This window comes from Pseudoalteromonas prydzensis, from assembly GCF_001661495.1.
Lineage (GTDB): Bacteria > Pseudomonadota > Gammaproteobacteria > Enterobacterales > Alteromonadaceae > Pseudoalteromonas > Pseudoalteromonas prydzensis.
On record NZ_BDDT01000002.1, the window covers coordinates 643,329 to 664,873 of the forward strand.

Here is a 21,545-nt window from a genome sequence, read left to right on the forward strand (position 1 = left end):
AAGCGTTTCATTTTACTGGTGCTTTGGCTACTCGCTTGTTGTTTTTAATCATGCTAACGTCATTATTCTGTTTTACTTGCCAAGTGGTCTTAGATGGAATTTTTAGCTGGCGATTTATTAACGCCGCTCAGCGTAGTTGGGCTTATTATTTTGTCGGCTGTTACGTCGATGATTTCTGCGGCTTTTGGTGCTGGTGGCGGGTTGATGTTGTTGGTGGTAATGGCGTCGTTATTGCCTATGAGTATTGTTATTCCGGTACATGGGTTAGTGCAGTTGGGTTCAAATGCCAACAGGTTTATGCTGACTTTTAAGCACCTTGATAAAAGTATGTTTGTATACTTTTCACTTGGTGGGATTATTGGTGCGTTTGCTGCGTCGGCTATTGTGACACGGATTCCACTTGAATTGATGAAAATTGTTGTGGCGGGGTTTGTACTTTATTTATTGTGGGGAGTGACGCCAAAGTTACGTGAAACCTCTGCTTTATGGCGCAGTGCTGCTGGTGCTGTGACAACATTTTTATCGATGTTTGTTGGGGCGAGTGGCCCGTTAGTGGGCAGTTGTTTGTATGTTAATAATTACGAGAAGTTAAAATATACTGCTACTTTCTCCGCTTGTATGAGTGTGCAGCATACCTTTAAAGCTATTTTGTATGGCTTTGTAGGCTTTTCGTTTTGGCAGTGGTTGCCTTTAGTTGCGGCAATGATCATCAGTGGTGCGCTTGGCACTTGGCTTGGTTTGCAGTTATTACAGCGTATTTCTGCTGATAAATTTAAACGTATTTTTCGGGCTATTTTAACCTTACTTGCGCTGCAATTGGCATGGCAGGGTTTGCAAGCCTTTTAGTCGGAAGTACAGTTAAAGCGCCATAAGCCTAGGTATTATAGCGCTTTATAAATTCTAACTAGTTAGAATTTATACTCTATTTCAATCACGCTCATCACGCCATTGACGATGGTGTTCCATTCACCGGTAAACTCTGCACCATATGAAGTGGCGATGGTTTTGCCTATTTTTTGAGCTTCGTCATTGCTCCAAAGAGGGCCGGCTAATACAGTAGTTTTGAATGAGTTACTGCCTGAGTTTGTTACTTCAAGCTCAACTTCAACAACACTCATTTGACTCTCTACTACGGTATTCCATTGGCCTGTCCATTTGCCTTGATGTGCTGCGGCAACGGCTGGGGCTTTTTCTTCAGCATCTTTTTGATCCCAAATAGGACCTGCTGGGATATTCACTTTAAATGTAGCCATAAATTTCTCCTTAAATTGTTTATTTGAATAGGTTGTGAGTTGCAGCTAAATGCTTGACTCGTTAAGGAGTATATGGGAGGTGACAGGCTTTTCTATTACACATCATTACAGGGCAGTTGCAGCAATACTATAAGTTACACAGACTTTGGTAAAAATAAATATGCCCCTACCGCAGTATTTGGTGTGTGCTCTGCGTGCATGAATCTAACGGCGCGGTCGCATATGGCGCCGTCACCAAAACATGGCCATGGAGGGGAGTAATATGGAGGGGAGTAATACTAGGCCTTGGAAATAGCAGTGAGGTTTTAATATGTCTCTGATAGCGCAGCTTAAAGCACCGTTGTTATTACTGTGAGAATAACAACGGTGCTTTAGTGCTAAGCGCAATAGAATCTTCTATGTATACGTATTTAGTTTAATGGAAAAACGACTCTAATTTGTTATCGCCATCGAATAGCTCAACGATGACTGAGTCGTTAGGTGATTTTGTGGCTACAAAGTTTAAGGCCTCTGCCACGTTTTCTCGGCTGATCATTGCATCTGCGCGACTGTTGGGGCGCTTAAAGCTAAAGCCTTTACTGGCAGGCTCATCCAATAACGTGCCTGGGCGTAAGATGGTGTATTTAAGTCCGCTGCTTAGCAAATACTGATCAGCCATATGTTTGGCAACTAAATAGGGTTTAATACTGCTTTCAATGCTGTCTGGTGTATCGGCGCCAATCGAGCTGACCATAATGAAGTGTTGAATATTATGTTGCTTAGCATAATTTATCGCTTTCACGGCGGCCCATAGATCAATGAGTATGGTCTTCTCTGCTCCTGTGCCACCGCCTGAACCCGCAGTAAAAATGACTTGATCGCAGTCTTTAAAGGCATGGCTAAAATCATTTTCTAGATCTTGCTCTATCACGCTTAGATGCGGGTTGTGAATATCGGCTAGTTTGTCTTTATTTCTAACGAGAGCCACTACTTGATGACCAGCTTGCAGCATTTTTTGGGTGGTCATTTTACCAATTTGGCCTGTTGCGCCAATGATTAAGGTTTTCATGTTTAACTCCTTTTGCTGAGTTTAAAGCAACCACTAGGCTGTAAGTCATACGGGCAAATAAACGTTTAAGCAGTATGCACTTATAGATTGCTTAGGAATACATAAGAGCTTGGGGTGTAAACAGTTTATTTAAAGGGCAAGGGCTAATTACTTTTCTGCTTTGGCTTGATAGCTATATAACTCACTGCGCTGTAATGCCGTGTAATGTTTTTTTTGTTAAATGCGTGTAAAGCTTAAGTTCAGTTTGTTACTCAACGTTTTTATAACTTTATTTGCTATTTTGTTGTTTACAGCCTCTTTATTAGACATTTAGAAAGGACATGGTGATGAGTCACTTTTCTATTCCTGATGGATTAAATATTCGCCCATCCAAGCCTAGCGATGCTGCATTTATTCGGCGTTTACATTCAGAGGTGCGTCAGGACTTGCAGCAGATCAATGCGGATCAAGACTTTATCGAGTCGATTGTTGATATGCAGTTTAAAGCACAAACCGAGGGATATGGCGAAAAGTTCCCTAATGCAATGTACTTTATTATTGAAAAACACCACCAACCAATTGGCAAGGTAACCATAGATTTTGGTGTTAATGAGGTGCGTATTATTGATATCGGTTTCATTACTCAAGCGCGAGGTCATGGTTTTGGCGCTGCAATTATTCAGTCATTTCAGCATGCAGCCGCTGATTCATGCACCCCATTAACGCTTACTGTTGAGCAAAGTAACTTTGTCGCTAAAGCGCTTTATTTGCGCCTTGGTTTTGTTAGTGAGTCGGTTTCAGCTCCTTACGAATTTATGATTTGGTATCCTGCAGCGATGAAAAAATTAGTGGTTAACTACTGATTTATTCTAGCGGTTTTGCAAATTAAAAAGCGTAAACCCGTAATGCAATTGCAAGTAGTAAAAAGGAAAGAAAATGGAAAAATTTAATTACGACAATTTGCTTGGCATCGTTGGTTCTACGGCGAAAGTCAGTGCTGAACAGGGTGAAACGGAACTGACTATTGATGCCGTTGAACGCACGAGTTTACATGGCAATCAGTGGGATGCTTTTTGTGTCGTTATGAAAGGCTCTGAGGACTGTCCGTTGATGCAAGGCACTTACACACTCAAGCATGATGCATTTGATAGTGTTGAGTTATTGATTTCACCAAATAGTTCAACCGAATATGAAATTCATGTATCGAGAAAAATAGCAAATTAGGAGAATGTGATGGCGGATCCATTTATATCTGAAATAAGGCCTTTCGCTTTTGATTTTGCACCTAAAGGTTGGGCTTGGTGTGATGGGCAATTGTTAGCAATCAGTCAAAATCAAGCTCTGTTTTCATTGCTTGATACTCAGTATGGCGGTGATGGGCGAACTAATTTTAAATTGCCAGATTTACGTAGCCGAGTGCCTGTTGGTATAGGTAATGGCTATGATGCTGGCATGACGGCGGGAGTGGAACAAGTAACGCTTACAACGGCAGAAATACCCGCTCACAGTCATTTATTAACAGCCACTACGGACGATGGTGTGAATCCACCAATTTTCACCAACAGAGTGTTTTCTAGAGCTATTGATGCACCAGGTAGAGGGGATCCTAACATTTATGCCGCAGCAACAGCTCTAACCGCATTTGCTGACAATATGGTGTTAAATACTGGAGGTAATCTGCCTCATACGAACGTTCAACCAACAGCAGCAATTAATTTTTGTATTGCATTGGTTGGTGTGTTTCCAAGTCGAAATTAATGGAGGTTGATTATGGCAGATCCTTTTCTTGGTGAAGTAAAAATGTTCGGAGCAAATTTTGCACCTCGTAACTGGGCTTTTTGTAATGGGCAGTTAGTTGCTATTGCGCAACAAGACGCGCTGTTTTCTTTACTGGGTACGACTTATGGGGGCGATGGTCGTACTAGTTTCGCATACCCTGATATGCGAGGTCGATTACCTGTTAAATATGGCCAAGGAAATGGTTTGTCCCATTATCGATTAGGGCAAAAAAATGGTCTTGAAAATGTCACTTTAACGTTGATGAATTTACCAAATCATAGTCATCAGTTGCTATCAAGTACAGAGCTTGGAACAACACAAAACCCAGAGAATAATGTGTTTGCCCCCAGTCCGAGCGACGAAAATATATACTACTCTGGTAATCCTACTCAGCCGCCTCAGATGCTCGCAGAGCAGACTGTCCAGATTTCAGGACATAGTGCAGCACACTCTAATATGATGCCCTATACCTGCATTAATTTTATTATCAGCCTTGCTGGTATTTACCCGTCAAGAAGTTAGGAGTTGAGCACATGGCAGAACCATTTATTGCAGAAATTCGTATCTGGGGGAGTACTTTTAACCCTCGCGGCTGGGCAGGTTGTGACGGCCAAACAATTGCTATTAATCAAAATACAGCGCTGTTTTCATTGATCGGTATCCTTTATGGGGGTGATGGTACCTCTTCGTTTAATTTACCTGATCTGCAAGGTAGGTCTCCTATGCACTTTGGTCATGGACCAGGGCTATCTACGAGAATGGTGGGTGAATCAGCTGGTACGGAGCAGGTAACGCTGAATCAAGCTCAGTTACCACAGCATAGACATACATTATTTGGCTATTCCGAGCAGGGTAATAGTAGTAGTCCGGCTAATAATCATTTAGCTGTTGATGTGGGGGCAGGCACTGGGGTAATACGTTATACCGCGGAACAAAATCAAGTGACCAACACGACGATGGCCAGTAATAGTCTTGGTAATACCGGAGGGAGTCAAGGCCACGAAAATAGACAGCCTTTACTTGCGATGCGTTTTTGTATTGCACTAACAGGTCTTTATCCCTCGCGTGGGTAATGATTACAGCAATATTTATTCAATGGACATGAGCGAAACTGTTATGTGTGATTTAAATAGAATTTAAACATGGCTTGTTCCTATATTGGTGGGTAGTGAAAGGGGGGCCGTCTTTTTACTCGGAGGATACTGTGATAATTGCGAAGGTGTTTTTGCTGCTTGCTGTGCTTTTTTTGCACAGTAAAGTGTTGAGCCAGCAGCCCCAGCCTGTTTTAACGTTTGCCAATAATGGTGAGCGAGTGGCTCTGTTTGGGCAATTACAAGACACAGTATTGAGTGATATAAACGGGCAATTATTTTCGCTAAATCAACGGCTAATTGTTAAAAGCAAATTATCAGCAGAGCAAATCAAAACTTTACATAAAGATATTACAAATTTGCAAATATTGGCAAAGCTGCGCGAGGCTAATATTTATTGGTTAACCTTAAAGCCTAATACCCTGCCCGCAGTATTAACGACCTTGCAAGCAATAACTGAAATTATTGCAGTACAGCCAGATGTTGCACCGCAAGGAAAAAGCGCTGCCAGTCATCCTCTTAGTCAAACGATACCTCAACTGTTAGCACCGGTAGCTATAGCCAGACAATGTAAGACTCCTAAAGCTGTGCGAGTGGCGATTATTGATGATGGTTTTGATTTTTCACACCAGGAGTTTAGTGATCTTAATGTTTTATTTTCCTACGACGTAGAAACAATGGCTTTAGTTGCAACGCCGCAAAGTAGCCGTGACTACCATGGCAATTTAGTGGCGGGGCTTATTGTGGCGAAACAAGATGGTAGCGTAGTTGATGGTGGGGCACCTGATAGTGAATTGATTGCTATTCGTCAGGTTACTACGTGGACCTCGTCGCTAATAATTGCATTTAACGTGGCCAAAATGATGAAAGCGCAGGTGATTAACTGTAGTTGGGTTATGCCCTTTATGTCGGACTTGGCAATGAATGTGATTGATGAATTAGCCGCTATGCAGCACCGACCTTATATTGTTGTTGCAGCAGGAAATGAAGCGCGCCCAGCTTGTGAAGCTAATCACCTAGCACAATTAGATTCGGTGATTGTTGTAGGGGCGAAAACGGCACAAGGCACAGTGGCAAATTTCTCAAACTTTGGTCCGTGCGTTGATGTATTCGCTCCGTTTGGCGTACTCACTACAGATCGTGATGGCTATCGTTTATTTGGTGGTACGTCCTCGTCCGCAGCATTAGTGTCGGCATCACTTGCACAGGCTTTAGCGTGTGATGTGCAGCCGACATTACAGCAGCTTAATATGTATTGGAATAACTCTTTTGTAACAGCTAGTTAGCATAACTTAATTTGAGTTAGCTGTTGTTGGTTGAGTATTTATTTATAGGTATAGCATGGAAACACATGATAGGGAATCGAGTGGCAGTCAACAACCGTTTGATTTTAAAAGTAACTATACAAGCAACTTACCCGCTATTTTATCTCTGTTAGGGGTTACGTTAGCAGTGACGAGTTACCAAGCACAGCGGCTTATTTTGTTGCGTACAGTTAAAGGTAAATTAGATACCAATCTAATTGCATTCCCAAGGCCGATGGGAATTTATGCTGATAAAAATCGCATAACGATAGGTACATTAAATCAGGTTATTAATTTTCAACGTAGTGATATTTCTCTAAAAAGTGTGAAATCGGGATATTTAGATAACTTAGAAACATTGCCTGCGAAGCTGCAAAATCCAGAAATGACCGAGCAATTGCAGCAACGGGCTGCACAACTCAATGCGATTAAACAGGCTGATTCGCTATTTACACAACGTGCTGCTTTAACTACTGGAATGATTAATATCCACGATATTGCATGGGGAAATGAAGGGTTATGGGTGGTGAATTCGGCCTTTTCATGTATTTCTAAATTGAACTCAGACTATAGTTTTGTTGCTTGCTGGCAACCACCGTTTATTTCAGAGCTGGTGGCAGAGGATCGTTGTCATCTTAATGGTATGGCTTTATTGGCGGGCGAGCCGCGTTATGTCACAACGTTTAACCAAGCTAATCAAAAAGATGCTTGGCGAACATCCAATCAATTAGATGGCACCTTGATTGATATAAAAACGAATAAAATATTAAAAACAGGGTTGATCATGCCGCACTCGCCAAGGTGTTACCAAGGCTTGGTTTACTACTGTGAGTCAGGACGAGGCGAAGTGCAATCATACAACCCGAGTAATGGTGAAACAAAAGTGCTGTGTGTTTTACCCGGTTTTACCCGTGGAATGATTTTTTTTGGTGATTTATTAATTGTTGCAACAAGTAAAATTCGTGCGAGTAAACATCGCAATAAAATACCGCTTGATGAGCAGTTAGGCGCTGAAAATAGTCGTTGTGGCGTATGGTTAATTGATGTGAAAAATGGCGAAATTATCGCCAGCGTGGAATTTAACGGCGATGTACAGCAGCTTTACGATATTGCTGTACTCCCAAATACTCTAGTACCAGAAATTATTCAAAGCTCAGATAGCTTAGCAAGCCACTTGTTTGAGTTTTATCAGGAGTCAATGACATGAATGTTGTGCCAGTAAAAAGAACCATATTAAGTGCAGTACTGCCAGTGTTACTAAGTGGTGGTGCGTTTGCTTCTGTGGCTTCATCACGCCGTAGTATACGCATGAATAATATGGAAAGTAAATTTCAACCTTATGAAATTAAAAAGCAAAGTAATAAGGTTAATCCATTTGATGCATTTGCCGCTGGCAATAAAAAAGCAACACAAAATGTGCAAGCGGGTACTGCAGATAATAACGATGCCCAACAAACTATGGCGTTTTTGCGCGAGCAAGGTTTGTTAAATACCTCAGTTACAGAAACAAGTATAGTGTCAGGTGATAGTGACATCAGTGCCAGCGATACAATGATAAGAAAAGTATTTGCATTTGATGATTATTGCTTATTAACAACTGGCTATTGCCTTACTTACGTAACCGGAACCTTTAGCTGTAATATCCAAGGTGGTACTTTCGGGTTTTGTGGTGGCCCAGCACCTGCGCCTGAAATTGATGTACTTGAAAATGGTAGCACGACACTCAGTGAGAATTTTGGCAATGTCGAGGCTAATGGTAGCTCTGCTATAACAAAAACGTTTTTAGTTAAAAATACGGGTAATGCCAACCTAACTCTCTCTAATATAGCCATAACAGCAGGAGCGAGCCATTTCTCTGTTCAAAATAATGGTTGTGGTCCTTTTCCTGCAACCTTAGTATCGGGTGCTTCTTGCAGTGTGGTCGTTGCTTTTGCAACTACGTCGCTTGCTTCAGTGAGCGGTAATTTACGTATTACCAGTAATGACAGCGATGAATCTTCGTATAACATCGCTTTACAAGGTACTGGTGTAGATACAACAGCTCCAGCCATAAGCAATGTAAGTATTGCAAATAGTAGCGCTAAAGTGGGTGATACAGTTACCGCAACAATTACTGTCAGTAACGATAGTGATAATTATACAACAGGCAGTGGTGGAATTTCAGGCACTATTGCCGGTTATTCGGTGACCAATTTAAGCAAAACCAATAACTCGACCTATACCGCTCAGTTCACCATTACAGATGGTGGACAAGATATTGCTGCCGGCTCAAATGTGCCTGTTAGTATTACCTTGAGTGATTCTTCGGGTAATACCAGTAGTACTTATAACACTGCTATTACACAGGCAAATGATGCTATTTACGCTAATTTACCCAATGTGAGTGTATCGACTGCAGATGGTAACTTAGGCGAAGACGGTGACACTGAGGTAATTACGGTGTCTCTCAGTAATAGTTTGAACAATCAATGGCCTGTTGCGATTACTACGGCGCTTGCATTTAACGACACTAATAATAGTGGTAGCGATCTAGATTATATAGTTGATAGTGCGACAGTAACGATAAATGCCGGAAGTACAAGTGGTAGTGTAACTGCGACAGGTAAGCCCGACACATTTTATGATGCTGCTGTAAACGAAAACTTCGCGGTGAGTCTTAGCTCTGCGAGCACTGGAACTATTACGGGCTCTGCGGTGACTGTGACAATCATTGATGCGGAGTCTGCCCCTGTGGTGTCTCTTGGCTTGACTGATACTAACCTTACTGAAAATAGCGGTTCTAGTACTCTTTCGGCAACATTGAGTGTGCCGACATATGAAAATGTAACTGTTAATTTGGGTTATTCAGGAACAGCAACTTCAGGTAGTGACTATAATACGCCTGTTAGTAGTATGACTATATTTGCAGGAGATATTAATACAACTACAGCCATAACGAGTATTGATGATGCTACCGAGGAAGGAACAGAAACGATTGTCATTGATCTGAACTCTGTTTCAGGCGGCAGCGCTAGTGAAAGTGGTATACAGCAACAAACACTGACTATTTTAGATGACGATGATAACACCGCGCCTGTGATTGCTTTAGTCACGGCAGTGACTACACCGACTAACGATAGTACTCCGAATTTTATATTTTCTAGTAATGAAGCTGGCACAATTAGTGTTGCAGGAAGTTGTGGTTTATCTAGCTCAACAACTGCGTCAGTAGGAAATAATACGGTTACGCTAACTCAGACAGATAATAACAGTGTACTCGCCGATGGCACTTACAATAACTGTAGTGTGACGGTTACCGATGCGGCGAATAATACCAGTAGTGTATTAAGTATCCCAGCATTTACGATTGATACCACAGCACCCGTATATACATCAGTGATACAAACTGGCGATGGCACCTATAAATCCGGTGAGATTATTACCTTTAATTTAAATTTAGGGGAGGCGGGGTTAATTGTCACTGCAGATCTAACTGTGCTAGATAGCGACTTTAGTAGTTCTTCATCATTAACCGATAATAGTGATGGTACCTATAGCATTACCACAGCAGCACTTAATAGTAATGGTAATATGCAAGAAGGTAGCGCAATTGCGGTTACTTTTATCGCTACAGATCCAGCAAACAATAGCTTGAACAACAGTAGCCTGACTTTGTTATTAGATAAAAGTGCCCCAGCTAGTTTAACAATCAACACCCCCATTGAAGGCGACGATATTGTTAATGCGAGTGAAGACGACACTGTACTGATAACGGGAGCAGGCGCTGAAGCGAATGCCGCGGTTAATATAAGTATAGACGCAGTGAATGCCGCAACTACCGCAGATGGCAGTGGCAACTGGACACTCAGCGGGAATGAATTAGATATCAGTGCATTAAATAATGGCACATTAACGGTATCGGCAACGCAAACTGATAGCGCAGGCAATACCTCTGTCGCCACTACTACCACGATCACCTTAGACAACACTGCGCCAACAGCAGTGACAATTAATACCCCGATTGCTGGTGATGACGTGGTAAACGCAGCAGAAGACGATGCTCTGGTGATCAACGGTGCGGGCGCCGAAGCGGGTGCTACGGTTGATATTAATATTGATGGCGTGAATAGCTCGGTCACAGCTGATGGTAGCGGTAATTGGACTCTCAGCGGCAATGAATTAGATATTAGTGCGCTAGTTAATGGCGCATTAACGGTATCGGCAACGCAAACCGATAGTGCTGGTAATATCTCACCTACTGCGACGGCTCAAATAGAACTCGATAATTTAGTTCCAACTACCTTAACAATTGATACACCTATTGCAACTGATGATATTGTAAATGCGAGTGAGGACAATAGTGTACTTGTTAGTGGTTCGGGTGCAGAAGCTGGTGCCACCGTTGTTGTTAATATTGATGGCGTGAATGCTTCTGTCACCGCGGATGCTAGCGGTAATTGGACTCTCAGTGGCAATGAATTAGATATTAGTGCGCTAAGTAATGGCGCATTAACGGTATCGGCAACACAAACGGATAACGCAGGAAATACCTCAGTAGCAGCTACCACTACAATCACCTTAGATAATAGTGTGCCAACAGCGGTCACGATTAATACCCCGATTGCAGTTGATGGACTAGTAAACGCGGCTGAAGACAATGCCGTATTGGTAAGCGGTGCAGGTGCAGAAGCGGGGGCTACGGTTAATGTAAGTATTGACGGAGTGAATGCCGCAACTACCGCAGATGCCAGTGGCAACTGGACCCTCACCGGGAATGAATTAGATATCAGTGCATTAAGTAACGGCACATTAACGGTATCGGCAACGCAAACCGATAGTGCTGGTAATATCTCTGCCGCCGCTACTACCACGATCACCTTAGATAACACTGCGCCAACAGTAGTGACAATTAATACCCCGATTGCCGGTGATGACGTGGTAAACGCAACAGAAGACGATGCTCTGGTGATCAACGGTGCGGGCGCCGAAGCGGGTGCTACGGTTAATGTTAATATTGATGGCGTGAATACCTCGGTCACAGCTGATGGTAGCGGTAACTGGACCCTCAGTGGCAGTGAATTAGATATCAGTGCGCTAGTTAATGGCGCATTAACGGTATCGGCAACGCAAACCGATAGTGCGGGCAATGTTTCACCCGCTGCAACCACAATCATCACATTGGACAACATTGCGCCAACGGCGTTGACTATTAATACCCCGATTGAAGTTGATGATATTGTTAATGCTAGTGAAGATGACAGTGTATTAGTCACGGGGGCTGGTGCTGAAGCCAATGCCAGCGTTAATGTAAATATAGGTGCGCAGAGTCAGTCTGTTACCGCGGATGCTAGTGGTAACTGGACCCTCAGCGGCAATGAATTAGATATTAGTGCGCTAAGTAATGGCGCATTAACGGTATCGGCAACGCAAACGGATAACGCAGGTAATACCTCAGTAGCAGCTACCACTACAATCACCTTAGATAATAGCGCACCAACAGCAGTTACGATCAATACCCCCATAGAAGTTGATGACATTGTTAATGCTAGTGAAGATGACAGTGTATTAGTGACAGGTGCTGGTGCTGAAGCAAATGCCAGCGTGAATGTAAATATAGGTGGGCAGAGTCAGTCTGTCACCGCCGATGCCAGTGGCAACTGGACACTCAGCGGGAGTGAATTAGATATCAGTGCGCTAAGTAATGGCACATTAACAGTATCGGCAACGCAAACTGATAGCGCTGGTAATATGTCACCGGCAGCAACCACAACCATTACATTGGATAATACTGCGCCAACAGGCCATGCGGTAAGTGTGGATCAGAGTGTAATAAATGCCAGTAATGAATCCGCGATGAGTGTTACGTTAACGAACCTTGAAGGGAGTGGCTCGCTGACATATCAAGTGAGTGATGGTAGTAACTCGGTCAGCGGTATAGCAACTATTAGTGCTGTGGCACAGCAAATTACGGGTATCGATGTTACAACACTGGCAGAGGGAGTGTTAACGATCTCTGCAATAATTACAGACGCTGCAGGTAATGCCAGCGCAGCAGTAACTGCCACAGTAACTAAAAAATACAATGTCGCACCGGTGTTAAGTGGCTCACCCAGCACAACAACAGCAGAAGACGCGGCGTATAGTTTTATACCCACACTAACCGACAGCGATACAGGGGATACTCATACCTTTAGTATTATCAATAAACCTAGCTGGGCTGATTTTAATACCAATACAGGTGAGTTATCGGGCACGCCAGATAACAGTAATGTGGGCAGCTACGCCAATATCACCATTGGTGTTAGCGATGGTACGGCAAGTGCCAGCTTAGCGCCGTTTACCTTAATGGTCACCAACACCAATGATGCGCCGGTTGGGCAGAACTTCAGCTTTAATCTTGATGAAGCAGCCACCTTAACCGTGGCACTTGCTAATGGTTTATTGAGTAATGCCAGCGATGATGACACGGGTGATACACTGACAGCGGTCGGGGTGAGTCAACCACAATTTGGCAGCTTAACACTCAACAGTGACGGCAGTTTTAGCTATCAACATGACGGCAGTGAAAATCATGCCGACAGCTTTACTTTCCAAGTACGCGACAGTGATGGCGCATTATCGGCGGTGCATACCGTGACCCTGACGATAGCAGCCGTGGCGGATGCGCCAATAGCCATGGGTGACAGTGCAACAACCGATGAAGACACCGCGGTTAACTTTAGTTTGGTTGATAATGACACGGATGCCGAAGGGGACTTAGTGGCCGCCTCAGCGGCGATTGTTTTACCTGCGAGTAAAGGCATGGTGAGTATCACCAATGGCATTGCCACGTATACTCCAAACGCCAATGAAACTGGGGTTGATACCTTTACCTACACCGTTAAAGATGCGGCGTTGAACACTTCGGCCGCGGCAACCGCCACCGTGACTATTACTCCAGTGAACGATATGCCTGTGGTACAGGCTGTGAATATCAATGTGGATGAAGACACGCCCTCAGTGGCAACAGCCCTGCGCAGTTTAGCAACGGATGTAGAAGACACTACGCCAACAGGGGATATCACCATTGTTAGCAGCCCAACGTCAGGGCAAGTGGTGTTAGATCAAGTTGCAGGCACCTTTGTGTACACGCCAGATGCCAACGTGACAGGACAAGATAGTTTCAGTTATACCTTAACCGACAGCGAAGGCGGGGTCTCATTGCCCGCCACGGTGACTGTGAATATTGGTGCTGTGAATGACCGCCCAGTGGTGGCTGATGACAGTATTAGCACCGATGAAGACACTGTAACAACGGTGGCTATTTTAGCCAACGACTCAGACGTAGAAGACAGTGGCTTTAATGCTGCCAACGTCAGCTTAGAGAATAAAGGCACAGGCGCCGGCATGTACGACTTTGCTGAGGTGAGTGTTAATCTTGATGGCAGCTTAGCGATAACGCCGAGCCAAGATGTCAACGGGGTGTTTAGCTTTACATACACCTTGACGGACAGTGATGGCTTAAGCTCCACTCCAGCCACAGTGACGTTAACAATTAATGCGGTGAATGACGCGCCAGTGGCCGTTGATAACACCGCGCAACTGCAAGAAGAAGGCTCGTTTGAAGTTAATATACTGGGTAACGACAGTGATATTGACAGCGGTGATAGCTTAGATATCAGTAGTGTTACTGTGGTCAGTGCGCCCAGTAATGGGCAAACGCAAGTAACCGTAACAGGCGCAATTATTTACACAGCCAACACCAATTACTTCGGTAGCGACAGCTTTAGTTACACAGTCAAAGACAGCAACGGCGCAGTATCCAATGTTGCTACTGTCACTATGACGGTAGAACCAGTCAACGATGCGCCGGTGGCACAAGCGCAAACGCTTAGCCTGGATGAAGATGCAAGTTTATTGATTACCTTACTTGCAACAGATATTGAAAATGACAGTTTAACGTATCGTATCGATAATGATGTAACACAAGGAACGCTGAGCCAGCAAAGCAGTGATAGCTGGTTGTACACACCAACCCCTGATTTCAATGGCAGTGATAGTTTTACGTTTATTGCTAATGATGGCGCGTTAGATTCTGCACCGGTGAACGTAAGCTTGACCGTAAATGCAGTCAATGATGCACCGGTCGCCACCGCCGATAGTGTGTCTGTTAATGAAGATAGTACAATAACTATCAGCCTTGCTGCGAGTGATATAGAAGGTGATACTTTAACCTATCAAATTAGTACACAGCCACAAAATGGCGCTGTTACACTTACAGGCTCACAAGCTGTGTATCAAGGGGATAGCCACTTTTTTGGTACAGACTCATTTAGCTTTATTGCTAACGACGGCACGGTGGATTCAGCACCGGCAGACATTAGCGTGAATGTGACTAGTGTGAACGACGTGCCAGTGATCAGCGGCACGCCTACCTTGTCGATCAGTGAGAAAATCGCGTATAGCTTTACTCCAACTGCGGCCGATACGGAAGGCGATAGCCTCACCTTTAGCATTACCAATAAACCAAGTTGGTTGAGCTTCAATGGCACTACCGGGCTATTAAGTGGCACCGCAAGTAATAGTGATGTTGGCGTGTACAGCAATATTATTATCAGTGTCAGCGATGGCATGGATACCGTGAGTTTACCGGCCTTTAACGTAACGGTTGTCAACGTCAATGACGCGCCAATGATTAGCGGTACTCCGGCACTCAATGTGGATCAAGATGCATTATATAGCTTTACCCCAACAGCAAATGATATTGATGGTGATAGCTTAAGCTTTAGCATAGCCAATAAACCAAGCTGGGCTGGTTTTGATAATAACACCGGGCAGTTATCTGGTACGCCGAGTAATGACGATGTAGGTATGACCAGCAATGTTGTAATTTCAGTATCCGATGGTGCAATTATCACCGCATTGAGTGGCTTTAATATTACAGTGAACAATGTGAATGATGCCCCTACGATCAGCGGTACAGCTAATACCACGGTAAGCGAAGACAGTCTGTATCAATTTATACCCTCAGTAAATGATATTGATGGTGACAGTTTGAGCTTCAGCATCAGTAATAAACCTAGCTGGGCTGATTTTAATACCAATACAGGTGAGTTATCGGGCACGCCAGATAACAGTAATGTGGGGAGCTACGCCAATATCACCATTGGTGTTAGCGATGGTACGGCAAGTGCCAGCTTAGCGCCGTTTACCTTAATGGTCACCAACACCAATGATGCGCCGGTTGGGCAGAACTTCAGCTTTAACCTTGATGAAGCAGCCACCTTAACCGTGGCACTTGCTAATGGTTTATTGAGTAATGCCAGCGATGATGACACGGGTGATACACTGACAGCGGTCGGGGTGAGTCAACCACAATTTGGCAGCTTAACACTCAACAGTGACGGCAGTTTTAGCTATCAACATGACGGCAGTGAAAATCATGCCGACAGCTTTACTTTCCAAGTACGCGACAGTGATGGCGCATTATCGGCGGTGCATACCGTGACCCTGACGATAGCAGCCGTGGCGGATGCGCCAATAGCCATGGGTGACAGTGCAACAACCGATGAAGACACCGCGGTTAACTTTAGTTTGGTTGATAATGACACGGATGCCGAAGGGGACTTAGTGGCCGCCTCAGCGGCGATTGTTTTACCTGCGAGTAAAGGCATGGTGAGTATCACCAATGGCATTGCCACGTATACTCCAAACGCCAATGAAACTGGGGTTGATACCTTTACCTACACCGTTAAAGATGCGGCGTTGAACACTTCGGCCGCGGCAACCGCCACCGTGACTATTACTCCAGTGAACGATATGCCTGTGGTACAGGCTGTGAATATCAATGTGGATGAAGACACGCCCTCAGTGGCAACAGCCCTGCGCAGTTTAGCAACGGATGTAGAAGACACTACGCCAACAGGGGATATCACCATTGTTAGCAGCCCAACGTCAGGGCAAGTGGTGTTAGATCAAGTTGCAGGCACCTTTGTGTACACGCCAGATGCCAACGTGACAGGACAAGATAGTTTCAGTTATACCTTAACCGACAGCGAAGGCGGGGTCTCATTGCCCGCCACGGTGACTGTGAATATTGGTGCTGTGAATGACCGCCCAGTGGTGGCTGATGACAGTATTAGCACCGATGAAGACACTGTAACAACGGTGGCTATTTTAGCCAACGACTCAGACGTAGAAGACAGTGGCTTTAATGCTGCCAACGTCAGCTTAGAGAATAAAGGCACAGGCGCCGGCATGTACGACTTTGCTGAGGTGAGTGTTAATCTTGATGGCAGCTTAGCGATAACGCCGAGCCAAGATGTCAACGGGGTGTTTAGCTTTACATACACCTTGACGGACAGTGATGGCTTAAGCTCCACTCCAGCCACAGTGACGTTAACAATTAATGCGGTGAATGACGCGCCAGTGGCCGTTGATAACACCGCGCAACTGCAAGAAGAAGGCTCGTTTGAAGTTAATATACTGGGTAACGACAGTGATATTGACAGCGGTGATAGCTTAGATATCAGTAGTGTTACTGTGGTCAGTGCGCCCAGCAATGGACAAACGCAAGTAACCGTAACAGGCGCAATTATTTACACAGCCAACGCCAATTACTTCGGTAGCGACAGCTTTAGTTACACAGTCAAAGACAGCAACGGCGCAGTATCCAATGTTGCTACTGTCACTATGACGGTAGAACCAGTCAACGATGCGCCGCTTGGTATAGCACAGAGTCTAGTGTTAGCAGAAGATGATACTCTACTGATCACCTTGATTGGCTCAGATATTGAAAACGATGTATTGAGCTATCGCATTGAAGAGGGCGCATTACATGGTGCGCTGGTACAACAAAGTAATGATAGTTGGTTATATACGCCAAACACTAATTACAACGGCAGCGATAGCTTTAGTTTTGTTGTTAATGATGGACAGTTAGATTCTGCAACTACAGCTGTTTCGTTAGTTATTACTGCAGTAAATGATGCACCAACGCTCAGTGCACAAAGTGCCAATGTTGACGAAGATACAGCGGTGGTCATTAATTTGCTCGGTAATGATATAGAAGGAGACACCTTAACGTATTCAATAGTTGAACAGCCAGCTCACGGCACGGCGACTATCTCTGGTGAACAACTGACTTATCAAAGTAATGCAAATTACTTTGGAGAAGATGAGTTTAGCTATATTGCCAATGATGGACAGCTTGATTCAGCGCCGAGCACAGTATCAGTCACTATCAACAGTGTTAATGACATACCGACTATAACAGGTGTGCCTAGTGGCGCAGTCAATGAAAATTCGCAGTATAGCTTTATGCCAATGGCCACTGATAACGATGGCGACAATCTTAGTTTTAGTATTGAAAATCAACCGCAGTGGTTAGCATTTGATACAACAACTGGGCAGCTTTTAGGTGTGCCTAGTAATGCAGATGTTGGTAGTTACACTGATATTACCTTATCAGTGAGTGATGGAGTTGCAACGCAAAGTTTAACGCCATTCACACTCACCGTGGTAAATGTTAATGATGCACCGATGATCAGTGGTACACCAACGCTTACAGTTGCTCAAGATGTGAGCTACAGCTTTATGCCAACGGTGTCAGATATTGATAATTCAAACCTCATGTTTACCATTGTCAATAAACCAAATTGGGCCACGTTTAATAGCGCAACGGGTTTACTAACCGGGGTGCCAAGTCGCACTGATGTTGGTATCCACAGTAATATTTTGATCACCGTAACAGACGGAGATCTCAGTAATACACTTAGCCCATTTAGTATTGATGTTACTTATGTCAATGCCCCCCCTGTTGCTAATGATATGCAGCTTACTATTGATGAAGACACGAATATCAGTATTAGCGCAGATGTTAGTGATAGCGACAATGATAATTTAGTGATTGAAGTGGTAACGCAACCACAATTTGGTAGTTTAATGCTACAGGGCCAAGTGTTTAGCTATCAGCCGCAAGCTGATTATCATGGCAATGATAGTTTTAGTTATTTAGTTACGGATGGTGAAGCAAGGTCAGCTATCGCCACCGCAGCAATTACTATTCGCTCAATCAATGATACCCCTGTTGCGGAGCCTGATAGCTTTAGCCTGCCTTATCAGCAAAGTGGTCGGTATATGCTTGATGTGTTAGCAAATGATAGTGATGTTGATGGTCATGCTATTACGATTGTTGGCGCTAAGGCATCGGTCGGAACGCTAAGTATTGTTGAGCAACAGTTACAGTATGAGCTGTCGGCCAGCATTCAAGGTAGTGTAACAATTGAGTATATAATCACAGATCCTGAGCAAGCACTAAGTACTGGCACTGCAATTGTAACAATCACTGATGGGGCCGAAAATGCACCTAGTATTACAGCCCCTGCAGATATTTTAGTTAATGCAACCGGCTTATTTACCCGAGTTGATCTAGGCACTGCGATGGCCATTGATAGCCAAGGTAATCCACTTGCGGTATCTGTGCTCGATAATAAGGTCATCTTCGCACCTGGTATCCATCAAGTATATTGGCAAGCGGTTGATAGTAATGGTCGAGTAGCGATTGCGAGTCAGCAGGTTAGGGTTAACCCGCAAGTGTCTTTAGCTAAAAATAGAATTGTGGCGGAGCAACAAAACTATACAACCCATGTTTACTTAAATGGGCCGGCATTGGATTATCCAATGGTGGTGCCTTATACCATTTCTGGCAGTGCTGATGCAGACGACCATGACTTAGTTAGCGGTGAAGTTGTCATTGAATCGGGTGTGATGGCAGACATTAATTTCACCGTGTTTGCTGATAACGTCGTTGAGGCAGATGAAACCCTTATAATTACATTAGATGAAAGCCTTAATTTAGGAGGTCAATCTTCTAATACCATCACCATATCTGAGGCGAATATAGCGCCTAATGTTAGTGTCATGATCAGTCAAGGTAGTGAGCAAAGGCCCTTTGTACTCGCTAATGATGACTTGGTTACAATTACAGCTATGGTATCCGATAACAATCCTGACGATAGCACATCAATCAGCTGGCTTGCTGATGATGAGCGAATTATCAAACAAGCAAGTTCTGAGCATGAGTTTACTTTCTCAGCCAAAGATCTCGATATTGGCGTCTACACTGTGCAAGTGACAGCAACCGATGATGCTTCGCAAAGTCTGGCAACTACAGTTACGGCCTACTTTGAAGTTGTGGCTGGATTGCCTGAGTTGACTAACACAGATACAGACAATGACTTATTGCCTGATAATTTTGAAGGCTATCAAGATCTTGATAATAATGGCTTAGTTGATCATTTAGACGCAATTAGCGCATGTAATGTGATGCCTGAGCAAATAGCTGAAACATCGCAATTCCTTGTGGAAGGTGAAACTGGAGCATGTTTAAGAAAAACCTTTACCCAGACCGAAAATATTACTGTAGCAATGCGAATATTTGCCGATCAGCTTCCTGAAGATCTCGCAATGATAAATACAGGTGGGTATTTCAGTTTTGTTGTATCTGAGCTTGAACGTATAGGAGATAGCTATCGAATCGTATTCCCACAACGGATGCCAATCCCTGCAATGGCTGTATATCGTAAGTTTATTAATGGTGAATGGATAAACTTTAATACTGACAATGGCGATCAGGTCTATTCTGCCCATGGCGAACGTGGTTACTGCCCTGCACCGGGAAGTACACAGTGGCAAGTGGGTCTTAAAGAAGGGGATTGGTGTGTGCAATTACTTATCAGCGATGGTGGAGATAATGATGCAGACGGGATGCAAAATGGACAAATCGTTGACCCCGGTGGTGTTGCAGTATTAATGGGTAATAATACACAGCCGATCACTCAGCCTGATGCAATCACCATAGCGGTTGGTGAGCAAATGATGTTTGATGTACTTAGTAATGACACTGATGCGGATGGTGATACACTCATATTAACGGGTGCCATAGCGGACTTTGGCCAGATAAGTATTGTTGATAACCAAATACGTTACCGCGCACCTGCTGACTTTATTGGTACAGATACGCTCACTTACAGTATCTCCGATGGCCAAGGCGGCACCGCATTTGATAATGCGAAGGTGAGCATTATTGTCAACAGTGCACCCACAACGGCAGCTGATACAGCGGCAACCAATGATCGCACACAAATAGTTATTGATGTTTTAAGTAACGATAGTGATATAGATGGCGACCTATTAACTGTTACAAATGCAACGGCTGTACAAGGTTCGGTGACTATCAACGCCGATAGTACATTGAGCTATCAGCCAAAAGCAGGTTTTGAAGGTATTGACCTCGTTGAATATACAGTTTCAGATAGTAAAGGGGCAACCGCTAAAGGTGAGGTGAAAGTGACTGTTAAAGCTTATCAAGCCACTATAATTGAAAATAGCTCTTCTGGGAGTTTAGGTGGGGGGATTGTGTTGCTTATAATTGGCGCCGTGCTCCTTCGTCGTCAGCCAAAACTTGCGCCTTGGGCATTACTTGCAACGGTTAGTATCATTAACCCGCCTGTATATGCAAGTAACTGGTCTGTTGATGGCACACTTGGGAAAGCCGCCGTTGCGGGCGCTATCAGCTATAAGGAGCAAGATGAATTAGTGCGCAGTGAGTATGACGATAGTGATGTTAGCTGGTCTATTGGGGCATATTATACTTTACCGACGAATTGGCAATTTGGAGTACGCTATATTAATTTAGGTGAGGCTAAGAATACGTTTGTTGGTGAAACGCTTGACCCTGCAACTGCACAAGCAGATTTTGCAACTACGGCTCCAATCTTGTCACAAGGACCAGCAATACAATTAGGATACGTACTACCGTTATTTGAACAACTCAAAGGTAAGGTATACCTTGGGGCATTTAAGTACCATTATACCATTGACAGCCAATTAAATTCGCAGCCGGCCTCATCGCATCATGAGAGTAATACGCGGCCCTATTTGGGGGCGCAATTAGCCTATTGGTTACTAGAAAATACAGCGGTTACCATCAACTATAGCCATTATAAGTTGAGTGAAAATGATGTGAATGAATGGGCGCTCGGTCTGCAATATCAGTTTTAATTACGCTCTTTGGATAACCTATCGGCAATGATAAGGCCGATAGGTGACTTTTATAGCGATATCAAAAAAA

The 21,545-nt window shown here is 44.0% G+C and carries 11 protein-coding genes; 9 read left to right on the forward strand and 2 right to left on the reverse strand.

The window, feature by feature from the left end:
* Positions 1-93 precede the first annotated feature (93 nt).
* Complete coding sequence (locus A7968_RS07190; protein ID WP_064665874.1) at positions 94-846, forward strand: sulfite exporter TauE/SafE family protein; 753 nt, start codon at positions 94-96, stop codon at positions 844-846.
* A gap of 62 nt (positions 847-908) precedes the next feature.
* Here A7968_RS07190 and A7968_RS07195 read toward each other — a convergent pair whose 3' ends face one another.
* Together A7968_RS07195 and A7968_RS07200 are read right to left on the reverse strand one after the other, a co-directional pair.
* Complete coding sequence (locus A7968_RS07195) at positions 909-1,253, reverse strand: mannan-binding lectin (RefSeq protein ID WP_064665875.1); 345 nt, start codon at positions 1,251-1,253, stop codon at positions 909-911.
* 415 nt (positions 1,254-1,668) lie between these two features.
* Complete coding sequence (locus A7968_RS07200; RefSeq protein ID WP_064665876.1) at positions 1,669-2,301, reverse strand: SDR family oxidoreductase; 633 nt, start codon at positions 2,299-2,301, stop codon at positions 1,669-1,671.
* 326 nt (positions 2,302-2,627) lie between these two features.
* Between A7968_RS07200 and A7968_RS07205 the strand changes: the two genes are divergently transcribed.
* The 8 genes from A7968_RS07205 (at position 2,628) to A7968_RS07240 (ending at position 21,475) form a co-directional block, all read left to right on the forward strand.
* Positions 2,628-3,143, forward strand: a complete 516-nt coding sequence (locus tag A7968_RS07205) for a GNAT family N-acetyltransferase (protein ID WP_064665877.1) — start codon at positions 2,628-2,630, stop codon at positions 3,141-3,143.
* Between the two features lie 73 nt (positions 3,144-3,216).
* A complete protein-coding gene (locus A7968_RS07210; protein WP_064665878.1) occupies positions 3,217-3,504 on the forward strand; it encodes a DUF6916 family protein in 288 nt (95 codons plus the stop codon).
* Between the two features lie 9 nt (positions 3,505-3,513).
* On the forward strand, positions 3,514-4,038 hold the full coding sequence (locus A7968_RS07215; protein ID WP_064665879.1) for a phage tail protein: 525 nt from the start codon (positions 3,514-3,516) through the stop codon (positions 4,036-4,038).
* A 12-nt stretch (positions 4,039-4,050) separates the two neighbouring features.
* Positions 4,051-4,581: a phage tail protein gene (locus tag A7968_RS07220; RefSeq protein WP_064665880.1), complete on the forward strand. Its 531-nt coding sequence runs from the start codon at positions 4,051-4,053 to the stop codon at positions 4,579-4,581.
* Positions 4,582-4,592: 11 nt separating this feature from the next.
* Positions 4,593-5,132 (forward strand): phage tail protein, encoded by a 540-nt coding sequence (locus A7968_RS07225; RefSeq protein WP_064665881.1) that lies wholly within the window; start codon positions 4,593-4,595, stop codon positions 5,130-5,132.
* A gap of 131 nt (positions 5,133-5,263) precedes the next feature.
* Complete coding sequence (locus A7968_RS07230) at positions 5,264-6,436, forward strand: S8 family peptidase (protein WP_064665882.1); 1,173 nt, start codon at positions 5,264-5,266, stop codon at positions 6,434-6,436.
* Positions 6,437-6,491: 55 nt separating this feature from the next.
* Entirely contained in the window at positions 6,492-7,661 is a 1,170-nt protein-coding gene (locus tag A7968_RS07235) for a TIGR03032 family protein (protein WP_084448074.1), read from the forward strand.
* Complete coding sequence (locus A7968_RS07240; RefSeq protein WP_064665883.1) at positions 7,658-21,475, forward strand: tandem-95 repeat protein; 13,818 nt, start codon at positions 7,658-7,660, stop codon at positions 21,473-21,475. Before A7968_RS07235 ends, A7968_RS07240 begins: the two co-directional genes overlap by 4 nt.
* Positions 21,476-21,545 lie beyond the last annotated feature (70 nt).

Bases quoted from the DNA above. Each gene is read 5' to 3' on its own strand.
- A7968_RS07190 (WP_064665874.1), top strand. From the start codon at position 94: ATGGAATTTTTAGCTGGCGATTTATTAACGCCGCTCAGCGTAGTTGGG.
- A7968_RS07195 (WP_064665875.1), bottom strand. From the start codon at position 1,253: ATGGCTACATTTAAAGTGAATATCCCAGCAGGTCCTATTTGGGATCAA.
- A7968_RS07200 (WP_064665876.1), bottom strand. From the start codon at position 2,301: ATGAAAACCTTAATCATTGGCGCAACAGGCCAAATTGGTAAAATGACC.
- A7968_RS07205 (WP_064665877.1), top strand. From the start codon at position 2,628: ATGAGTCACTTTTCTATTCCTGATGGATTAAATATTCGCCCATCCAAG.
- A7968_RS07210 (WP_064665878.1), top strand. From the start codon at position 3,217: ATGGAAAAATTTAATTACGACAATTTGCTTGGCATCGTTGGTTCTACG.
- A7968_RS07215 (WP_064665879.1), top strand. From the start codon at position 3,514: ATGGCGGATCCATTTATATCTGAAATAAGGCCTTTCGCTTTTGATTTT.
- A7968_RS07220 (WP_064665880.1), top strand. From the start codon at position 4,051: ATGGCAGATCCTTTTCTTGGTGAAGTAAAAATGTTCGGAGCAAATTTT.
- A7968_RS07225 (WP_064665881.1), top strand. From the start codon at position 4,593: ATGGCAGAACCATTTATTGCAGAAATTCGTATCTGGGGGAGTACTTTT.
- A7968_RS07235 (WP_084448074.1), top strand. From the start codon at position 6,492: ATGGAAACACATGATAGGGAATCGAGTGGCAGTCAACAACCGTTTGAT.
- A7968_RS07240 (WP_064665883.1), top strand. From the start codon at position 7,658: ATGAATGTTGTGCCAGTAAAAAGAACCATATTAAGTGCAGTACTGCCA.